The sequence below is a fragment of the Pseudomonas sp. PS02303 genome, from assembly GCF_029959925.1.
GTDB classification, from domain to species: domain Bacteria; phylum Pseudomonadota; class Gammaproteobacteria; order Pseudomonadales; family Pseudomonadaceae; genus Aquipseudomonas; species Aquipseudomonas mandelii.
The window spans coordinates 1-9,283 of the sequence record NZ_JASCOM010000228.1 but is presented as its reverse complement, the minus strand read 5'-3'; the positions used below and the strand labels follow the sequence as shown (position 1 = coordinate 9,283).

Below are 9,283 nucleotides of genomic sequence, written 5' to 3'. Positions count from 1 at the left end.
TGCTTGGTTGAATATTTCACACAAAATCCCGCAACACCGCCGCCCCCTGTCGGCGCGAGGCTTGCACGCGAAGGGCTTTCAACGACGGCAACAGCTTCGCGGACAAGCCTCGCGCCTGCAAAAAGCCAAAGCAAATGCGGTTACGGGTGTTTGATGCTGTTGAGCTTCATCGAACCTATCAGCAGTTCAGCGCTCTCGAGCTCGGCCAGGCCAGCGGTGCTGACCCTCTCTGGTGGATAGCCGGCACCATGCTGCAAGTAACTCAACAGGTTCCCCACCAACGGGTTGTGACTGACCAGAAGGACGTCACTCACCGACACGAGTTGCTCGGCCACCTTGTCTGGATCAGTGTCCGGGGTCAGCCACTCGACAGTGCGAATCTCCGGTTCGAAACCCAGCGCATCGCGCACCAGCTGCGCGGTCTCCTGCGCTCGCAGAAACGGGCTGGCATAGATGGCTGTAATCGGCTGACCGATCAGTTCAGCTGCGATGCTCAGCACCTCTGAACGACCATGTTCCGTCAGTGCGCGCTCCGAATCGTGTGGCTTGGAACCGTGTGGCTCGGCTTCACCATGACGCAATACCCAGAGTTTCATAGTTTCGGCTCCTCATCTCGGGCCGGATGTGGCGCTGGCGGCACGGCGTGCGGCGCTTCGCCTTCCGGTGTACGCGGCGTCGGCCAGTCGGCGAACGGCCAGGGTTTCTGGTCGCTGTGGAAGGTGCCGAAACGACCGATCTGCGCCAGGAACTGGCTCAGGCTGTCGCCGAAGTTCATCAGGCTGGCGCTCGGGGCGCCATAAATCAAACGATAAATCAGTTGCACCAGCACCACCGCCCCCAGGATGAACTGCGCCACTTGCCAGACCAGCAAGAAGACGATCATCCATAACACCCGCAGCAGAATGGACTCGTAGGTGGCCTCTGTTTTCGGATCGTTCATGTGCAACTCCCTGCTTTATCTCGAAAGCGTGATCAGTTGAAACCGCTGGTGGAAATGAAGTCCACATCGGTTTTGGGTTCGCCGCGCATCAACAGTTCAATCACTTGATTGAGCGTGCGCCCTTCGAACAGAATCGCGTGCAACCCGGCGACCAGCGGCATATAGACGCCCACTTCCTGAGCCTTGGCCTTGAGCACCTTCAGCGTGTTCACGCCTTCGGCGACTTCGCCCAGGCGGGTCACCGCCTCTTCCAGGCTCAACCCCTGGCCGAGGGCAAACCCGACCTGGTAATTGCGGCTTTTCGGCGACGAACACGTGACGATCAAGTCGCCCACGCCTGCCAACCCAAGGAAGGTCATCGGGTTGGCGCCCTGATTCACCGCGAAGCGGGTCATTTCCGCCAACGCCCGGGTGATCAGCATGCTCTTGGTGTTTTCACCCATGCCCAGCGCCACCGCCATGCCGGCGATGATCGCGTACACATTTTTCAGCGCCCCGCCCAACTCCACGCCGAAGCGGTCGGCGCTGGCGTACACGCGAAAGGTCCGGCCATGCAACGCCTCCTGGACCCGCTGACAGAGTTCTTCGTCTTCGCTGGCGACCACGGTGGCGGTCAGGGCGTGTTCGGCGATTTCACGGGCCAGGTTCGGCCCGGACAGCACGCCGATGCGCGCTTGCGGGGCGATTTCTTCGAGGATCTCACTCATCAGCTTGAACGTGTGGGCTTCGATGCCTTTGGTCAGGCTGACCAGCAATTTGCCGCTCAACCGTGCGGCGTGCGGGACCAGTACCGAACGCAGCGCGCTGGACGGCAGCGCAACAAAGCACAGGTCGCAAGCGTCCAGGGTCGCTTGCAAATCAGTCACCGGTTCTACCAGGGGAAGAATCTTGATGCCTTTGAGGTAACGCGGGTTTTCGCGATTGACCCGCATGGACTCAGCCTGCTCGGGGTCACGCATCCACTGCCGGACCTGATGCCCGTTCTCGGCCAACAGATTAGCCACGGCGGTACCAAAACTTCCGCCTCCCAGGACCGCAATTGGGCGCTGTTCAGTCATATGCAATCCGTTAATCCATACCAGTGGCGATGTCGGCATTATACGGAGCGTCCCAGTGGCGGCCAGCCCCCGTATCAATTACCGACACTTGTAGGAAGAAGACCAATAAATCCTAGGAAAATGCCGGCATCGTGAATGGAAAAGTCGAACAGCTCGGTTAACATGCGCGCCATCTCATCGTTATCAAGGACGTTTCGTGTCGTTTGGCTCTCCTTCACCCTCCTCTCCGCTGGTTCTGGCATTGCTTTTCAGCTCGCCATTGCTGGCCGACGACTTGTTCCTCGACAACGAATCGCTGCCGCAAGTGCTCACGGCCACCCGCCTGAAGCAGTCGCCGGCCGCAGTCCCGGGAAGCATGACGGTGATCGACAGCGAACTGATCAATGCCAGCGGTGCACGGGACATCAGCGAATTGCTGCGCCTGGTGCCGGGCATGATGGTCGGCAATATCAGCGGTAATCAGGCGGCGGTGAATTACCACGGCACCAACGCCACGGAAGCGCGGCGCATGCAGGTGCTGATCGACGGCCGCTCGGTGTACCGCGCTGGCCTGGCCACGGTGGACTGGAGTGATATCCCGGTGGCCATGGAAGACATCGAGCGCATCGAGGTTTTCCGCGGCCCCAACACGGTCAGCTACGGCGCCAATGCGTTGATGGCGGTGGTCAACATCATCACCCGCAACCCGGCCGACAGCCACGGCACGCGGATGAAAGTCACCCGTGGCCAGCGCGGCATCGATGATTTTTACGCCAGCCAGGGTGTGGGCTGGGACGGCGGCGACCTGCGTCTGTCACTGTCCGGCCAGCAGGACGACGGCTTCGACACCGACAGCAACGGTGCTGATTATCGCGACAGTCGCCGCTTGAACCGCTTCAACCTTGCCGTCAGCCAGACGCTGAGTGAAAACCAGAGCATCGACTGGCAGTTGAACGCCAAGGACGGAACCAACCAGCGGCCTTATACCTACCGCCCGGTGTTCTCCGGTATTACCGCAGCCGGGAACAATTCCGACGTCGTTGCCAAGGACTACGCCGGTTCGTTGCGCTGGAACCTGGACATCAATCCTGATCACAGCCTTTATATCCAGGGTTCGGCTCAGCACTGGGACCGTCAGCAGACCTGGCGCGCCTGTGATGCGGAAGTTTCGTTCAGCCCGCAACTGACCGAACTCTGGCAGCTCAACCCGAACTACACCGAACGCCTGGCGCGCAACATCGAGCGCTTCACCGGTCCCGGCGCGCCGGCCGGCACGGCGGCGGAACAAGCGCTGGGCAATCAAGTGCTGGCGCAATGGCGCAACGGTGCCCGGCAAACCCTCTGTGGCGACATCGACCAGAGCGCCCGGGAAACGCGCTACGACCTGGAACTGCAAGACACCCTCAGCCTGTCCGACAGTCTGCGACTGGTCAGCGGCATGAACTATCGTTACGACCGGGCAAATTCCGAGACCTACTTCAATGGCACGCTCGACGACACCACTTGGCGCGCATTCGGCCAACTCGAGTGGCGCGCCACCGAGCACTGGTTGCTGCAGGGCGGCGCCATGTTCGAAGACACGCAATTGACCGGCAGCTCGCTGACCCCGCGGGTAGCGGTCAATTACCTGATCAACCCGCGTCACGGCTTGCGCGCGGTGTACTCGGAAGCCATCCGCTCACCGGACATGTTCGAGAACAACGTCAACTGGAGTTACCAGGTGACCAACCTGCGGCCCAGTGCCTACGGCCAGACCAGCGCCCGGTATTTCGTCAAGACCCGCGGTCCCGGCGACCTCGAACAAGAACGCATGCGCTCGCGCGAGCTGGGCTACAACGGCTACTTCGCGGAGCTTGGGCTGACGGTCGATGTGAAACTGTTCTACGACGAAATCAGCGGCATGATCAGCGAACCCCTGCGCAACAATCAGTACATCGCCAGCAATTCCAACAGCTCGCGCTTCAAGGGCACGGAAACCCAGCTGGACTGGCGCCTGAGCAGCGCCGACCGGCTGCGCCTGACTTACGCCTACGTCGACGCCGAGGCGAGCAATCCGCAGGATGAGCGACTGACGGCGCGCAACAGCGGTTCCGCCGGTTGGCTGCGCAACTGGGGCCACGGCTGGAACAGCGCCCTCTTCTATTACGGGGACGACGCCCTCAACGGTTACCGCTTCGAACGCGTCGACACGCGCATCGCCAAACGCATCGGCCTGGGCAAGGCCAATCTGGAACTGGCCGGCGTGCTCCAGCAGCGCCTCGACCATCAACCCACCACCTTCGTCGACAACAACTATGACGAGCGTCGGGTGCTCTACTTCAGCGCGGAGCTGACGTTTTAAATGCTGCATCGCCTGTCGCGGAAGTCGCCAACCCTTGGCCGCCTGCTGGCAGGGGTGTGCCTGGTGTTTGCCGGCCTGCTTGGCAGCCTGACGATTCAGGCCGCCGACATTCTGCTGACCGGCGCCGAAGACAGCCCGGGCGTGCAATCCTTTGTGCAGGCGCTGAGCGGCATGCGCCCGGCCGACAGCGTTCGCTTCCAAGTACTGGACAGCTTGCCGAGGCCGGGCGCACTGCCCGGCGATACCCGTTTGATCCTGCTCGATCTGCCGAGCCTCGATTGGCGCCTGCAAGAGACACAAGGCCCGCCGACGCTGGTACTGCGCATCAGTCGCCTGCAAGCCCATCATCGTTTCGGCGCTGACTTTCCATCGCACCTCAGCCTGCTCTGGAGCGATCCGCCGCTGGATCGGCAATTGCGCCTGACCCGGCTCATCCTGCCCGAGGCCCGACGCATCGGCGTGCTGTACGACAGTCACAGCGAATTCCTGCTCAAGGAATTGCGGCTGTCGGCACAAGCGTTGGGCCTTGAAGTGATCGCCGAGCGATGGGACAACACCAACGACAGCCGCCCTTTACAGAATTTGCTGAAGAACTGCGACGTGCTGCTGGGCCTCGACGACGCCGATCTGTACAACCCGAAAACCGCAAAAAATCTGCTGTTGAGCAGCTATTCGCGACAACTGGCGCTAGTCGGCCCGAACGCCGCTTTCGTCAAGGCTGGTAGCCTGGCCAGCACCTACAGCGATCAGAACGATTGGCTGGAAGTGCTCGACGAATTGCTCGATCGGCCGCAGACAGGCTGGCCCCGTGCGTTGTATCCAAAACACTTCAAAGTGTTAAGTAATCCGCAGGTGGCTCGTTCATTGGGTATTGAACAGGTGACTGAAGCGTTTGTCGCAGCACAGTTGGCCGAAGGAGAAAGCCGCCCATGACCTTCCGTCGCGGTTGGGACATCAACACCCGCACGCAGATCATCAGCCTAGGCCCCGCCCTGTTGCTGACGTTGCTGCTGATCAGTTTCTTCACCTTCGTGCGGATCCAGGACCTGCGCCAGGAGCTCAACCACACCGGCCAGTTGATCGCCAACCAACTGGCCCCCGCCACGGAATACGGGGTGATCTCGGGCAACAACGAGGTACTCGAAAGTTTGCTCAAGGCGACGCTGGCCACGCCCAACGTGCGCTTTCTCGAAGTCCAGGACAGCGCCAACCGGATTCTGGTGTACGTCGAGCAACCGTCGGAAACCCATGCCCGCTCGCATCAGGTCGAAGTGTTCCAGGCGCCGGTGCGGCTGCAACGGATCGCGCTGAACAATGATTTCTTCCAGGGCAGCAACGTCGCCAACACGGCCCCGCCCGAGGACTACCTGGGCCGGGTGATCGTCGGCTTGTCCAATGACGCCTTCAGCCAGCGTCAGCAGGAAATCCTGTTCAAGGCCGGGATTCTCGCCTTGTTCGCGCTGCTGTTTACCTTTCTGGTGGCCCGACGCCTGGCCGGCAGCCTGTCGCAGCCGATCCGCGACATCGGCCACGCCGTGAAGGCGATTCAGGAGGGTGATTACAAAACGCCGCTGCCGATCGTCGATGACACTGAGTTGGGCGCGTTGTCGCAGCACATCAATAACCTCGCGCAAGGCCTCGAGCAGGCCAGCCGTGAGCAGCAGCAGGCCATGGCGCAATTGATCCAGACACGCGAAGAAGCGGAAAAGGCCAACAACGCCAAATCCGACTTCCTGGCGATGATGAGCCACGAACTGCGCACACCAATGAATGGCGTGCTGGGCATGCTGCAACTGCTGGAAACCACCGACATGACCGAGGAGCAGATCGAGTATGCGGCGCTGGCTTCGGAGTCGACCGAACACCTGCTCAAAGTCATCAACGACATTCTCGACTTCTCGCGCATCGAGCGTTCAGAACTGGAGCTGGAACACATTCCGTTCAACCTCGCTGACCTGATCAGCAGCTGCGCCCAGTCGTTCCAGCACAGCGCGGCGCAACGCGGGCTCGATCTGGCCCTGGCGATTCCCGAGGACATGCGCGCCTTGCAGGTTCAAGGCGACCCGACGCGGATCCGGCAGATTCTGGTCAACCTGGTGGGCAATGCGCTGAAGTTCACCGAGCAAGGCCGCGTCAGTATCGAACCGCAATGGCAGTCACTGGATCACGAACTGCTGTGGTTCACCTGCACCGTGCGCGACAGCGGCATTGGCATCTCGGCCGAAAGCCTGGAGTTGATGTTCAATGCGTTCCAGCAGGCCGACAGTTCTATTTCAAGGCGTTACGGCGGCACCGGGTTGGGATTGCCGATTGCCCGCACCCTGGCCGAACGGATGGGCGGCACCTTGCGCGCCCAGAGCGAAGAAGGCCTGGGCTCGGTGTTTACCCTGGAAATTCCGTTGGCCCTTTATAAGCAGTCACTGCCGGAGTTGAAACCACGGACACAGAGCGGCGACGGCCATGGTGAAGGACGCAATGTGCTGCTGGTGGAGGACAACCCGGTCAACCAGACGGTGATCGAAGCAATGTTGCGCAGTCTGGGCTTTACTGTCAGCGTCGCGACCGATGGCGCGCAGGCGGTGCAAAGCGCCAAAAGCCTGATATTTGAAGCGATTCTGATGGATTGCCGACTGCCGATCATCGACGGCTACGAAGCAACCCGCCAGATCCGCCTGCTCCCCGGCTGCGCAGACTTGCCGATCATCGCCCTGACCGCCAATGCCTTGCAGGGCGACCGTGAAGCGTGTTTATCAGCTGGAATGAACGATTACCTGGCCAAGCCCTTCAAACGCACTGATCTGCAGCAAATTTTGCAGCGCTGGGTGCAGTAGTACAGGCCTTTCGACCATCTGCGACTGGCGTGAAAGGCGAAAGTGCGGCAGTCTTAGGCACCCGAACAGGCCCGAAAAGGGGCTTGAATAATAATTTCAGTGCACAAGTGTACATTCATGTCCTTGGTGCTGTGACTTTCACCACAACGCAATAGTCTATGAGTAGGCTGCTGACTCGAGGCATGAACGCCTCGGTCGGCCGGGAAGATTTGCCCCACCCTGCCGCATGGGACTATTGAGGAGCTCGCATGACCCAACAAAACGCCTTTACTCGGGAAGACCTGCTGCGCTGCAGTCGCGGTGAGCTGTTCGGCCCGGGTAACGCACAACTGCCCGCCCCGAACATGCTGATGGTGGATCGCATCACCCATATCAGTGCCGAGGGTGGCAAGTACGGCAAAGGTGAATTGGTCGCCGAGCTGGATATCACTCCTGACCTGTGGTTTTTCGCCTGCCACTTCGAAGGTGATCCGGTGATGCCAGGCTGCCTGGGCCTCGACGCCATGTGGCAACTGGTCGGTTTCTTCCTCGGCTGGCAAGGTCTGCCGGGCCGTGGCCGTGCGCTGGGTTCGGGCGAAGTGAAATTCTTTGGCCAGGTCCTGCCGACCGCCAAGAAAGTCACCTATAACATTCAGATCAAGCGCGTGCTGAAGGGCAAGCTGAACCTGGCCATCGCCGATGGTTCGGTCAGTGTCGACGGCCGCGAGATCTACACCGCCGAAGGCCTTCGGGTCGGCGTTTTCACCTCCACTGACAACTTCTAAGGGTTATCCGCATGCGCCGCGTCGTTATCACTGGTCTGGGCATCGTATCGTGCCTGGGCAATGACAAAGAGACCGTCTCCGCTAACCTGCGTGCAAGCCGCCCTGGCATCCGGTTCAACCCGGAATATGCCGAAATGGGTCTGCGTAGCCAGGTTTCCGGCTCCATTGACCTTCCCCTCGAAGAGCTGATAGATCGCAAGATCTATCGCTTCGTCGGCCACGCGGCGGCGTACGCCTACCTGGCCATGAAAGACGCCATCGCAGACTCCGGCCTGACCGATGAGCAAGTCTCCAACCCGCGTACCGGCCTGATCGCCGGTTCCGGTGGCGCCTCCACGCTGAACCAGATGGAAGCGCTGGACATCCTGCGCGAGAAAGGCGTGAAGCGCGTTGGCCCATACCGCGTCACGCGGACCATGAGCAGCACCGTTTCCGCTTGCCTGGCCACACCGTTCAAGATCAAGGGCCTGAATTACTCCATCGCTTCTGCCTGCGCCACCAGTGCTCACTGCATCGGCAACGCCATGGAACAGATCCAGATGGGCAAGCAGGACGTCGTGTTCGCCGGCGGCGGTGAAGAAGAGCATTGGAGCCAATCGTTCCTGTTCGACGCCATGGGCGCACTGTCCAGCCAGTACAACGAAACCCCGGAAAAAGCTTCCCGTGCCTACGACGCCAAGCGTGACGGTTTCGTCATCGCCGGCGGTGGCGGCATGGTCGTGGTCGAAGAGCTGGAACACGCTCTGGCCCGCGGCGCGAAGATCTACGCGGAAATCGTTGGCTACGGCGCGACCTCCGACGGCTACGACATGGTCGCCCCAAGCGGCGAAGGCGCCATCCGCTGCATGCAGATGGCCATGTCCACCGTCGATACTCCGATCGACTACCTGAACACCCACGGCACCTCGACTCCGGTCGGCGACGTCGCGGAAATGAAAGGTGTGCGTGAAGTGTTCGGCGACAAGGCCCCGGCCATCAGCTCCACCAAGAGCCTGTCGGGTCACTCCCTGGGCGCCGCCGGCGTTCACGAAGCGATCTACTGCATGCTGATGATGGAAGGCAACTTCATGGCGGGCTCCGCCAACATCGAAGAATTGGACCCGGAAGTGGCAGACATGCCGATCCTGACCAAGACTCGCGAAGACGCCACCATCAACACCGTGATGAGCAACAGCTTCGGCTTCGGTGGCACCAACGCCACCCTGGTACTGAAGCGCTGGACCGGCAAGTAATACTCCGCCGTCTCGCAGCACACAAAAACGCCCCGACTGGTTCGGGGCGTTTTTTTATGCCTGAAAAAATGTGCACTGCGATGCTTTTTGTAGGAGCCAGGCTTGCCGGCGAAGGCGCACTGAAGGACGCCTTCGCCG

The 9,283-nt window shown here is 60.8% G+C and carries 8 protein-coding genes; 5 read left to right on the top strand and 3 right to left on the bottom strand.

The genetic code is table 11. The annotated features are described in order from the left end of the window. Window positions 1-140 precede the first annotated feature (140 nt). The 3 genes from sixA to QMX98_RS28295 are packed head-to-tail and all read right to left on the bottom strand — an operon-like array spanning window position 141 to window position 1,998. Window positions 141-596, bottom strand: coding sequence for a phosphohistidine phosphatase SixA (gene sixA / locus QMX98_RS28305; RefSeq protein ID WP_102595730.1), 456 nt, complete (start codon window positions 594-596; stop codon window positions 141-143). Continuing rightward, a complete protein-coding gene (locus tag QMX98_RS28300; RefSeq protein WP_010457073.1) occupies window positions 593-940 on the bottom strand; it encodes a DUF4389 domain-containing protein in 348 nt (115 codons plus the stop codon). Before QMX98_RS28300 ends, sixA begins: the two co-directional genes overlap by 4 nt. A 32-nt stretch (window positions 941-972) precedes the next feature. After that, window positions 973-1,998, bottom strand: coding sequence for an NAD(P)H-dependent glycerol-3-phosphate dehydrogenase (locus QMX98_RS28295; protein WP_010457075.1), 1,026 nt, complete (start codon window positions 1,996-1,998; stop codon window positions 973-975). Window positions 1,999-2,194: 196 nt separating this feature from the next. Here QMX98_RS28295 and QMX98_RS28290 point away from each other — a divergent pair, with 196 nt between their 5' ends. From QMX98_RS28290 to fabB, 5 genes are all read left to right on the top strand, one after another. Continuing rightward, window positions 2,195-4,318 (top strand): TonB-dependent receptor, encoded by a 2,124-nt coding sequence (locus QMX98_RS28290; RefSeq protein WP_145309693.1) that lies wholly within the window; start codon window positions 2,195-2,197, stop codon window positions 4,316-4,318. Then, window positions 4,319-5,251, top strand: coding sequence for an ABC transporter substrate-binding protein (locus QMX98_RS28285; RefSeq protein WP_010457078.1), 933 nt, complete (start codon window positions 4,319-4,321; stop codon window positions 5,249-5,251). It abuts the gene before it with no gap. Further along, entirely contained in the window at window positions 5,248-7,149 is a 1,902-nt protein-coding gene (locus tag QMX98_RS28280; protein WP_010457080.1) for an ATP-binding protein, read from the top strand. The genes QMX98_RS28285 and QMX98_RS28280 overlap by 4 nt, the downstream gene beginning before the upstream one ends. 248 nt (window positions 7,150-7,397) lie before the next feature. Beyond that, the gene (gene fabA / locus QMX98_RS28275) at window positions 7,398-7,913 is read left to right on the top strand and encodes a 3-hydroxyacyl-[acyl-carrier-protein] dehydratase FabA (protein ID WP_008148022.1); all 516 of its coding nucleotides are present in this window, start codon (window positions 7,398-7,400) and stop codon (window positions 7,911-7,913) included. 11 nt (window positions 7,914-7,924) lie between these two features. Beyond that, entirely contained in the window at window positions 7,925-9,145 is a 1,221-nt protein-coding gene (gene fabB, locus QMX98_RS28270; protein ID WP_010457084.1) for a beta-ketoacyl-ACP synthase I, read from the top strand. Window positions 9,146-9,283: the final 138 nt, after the last annotated feature.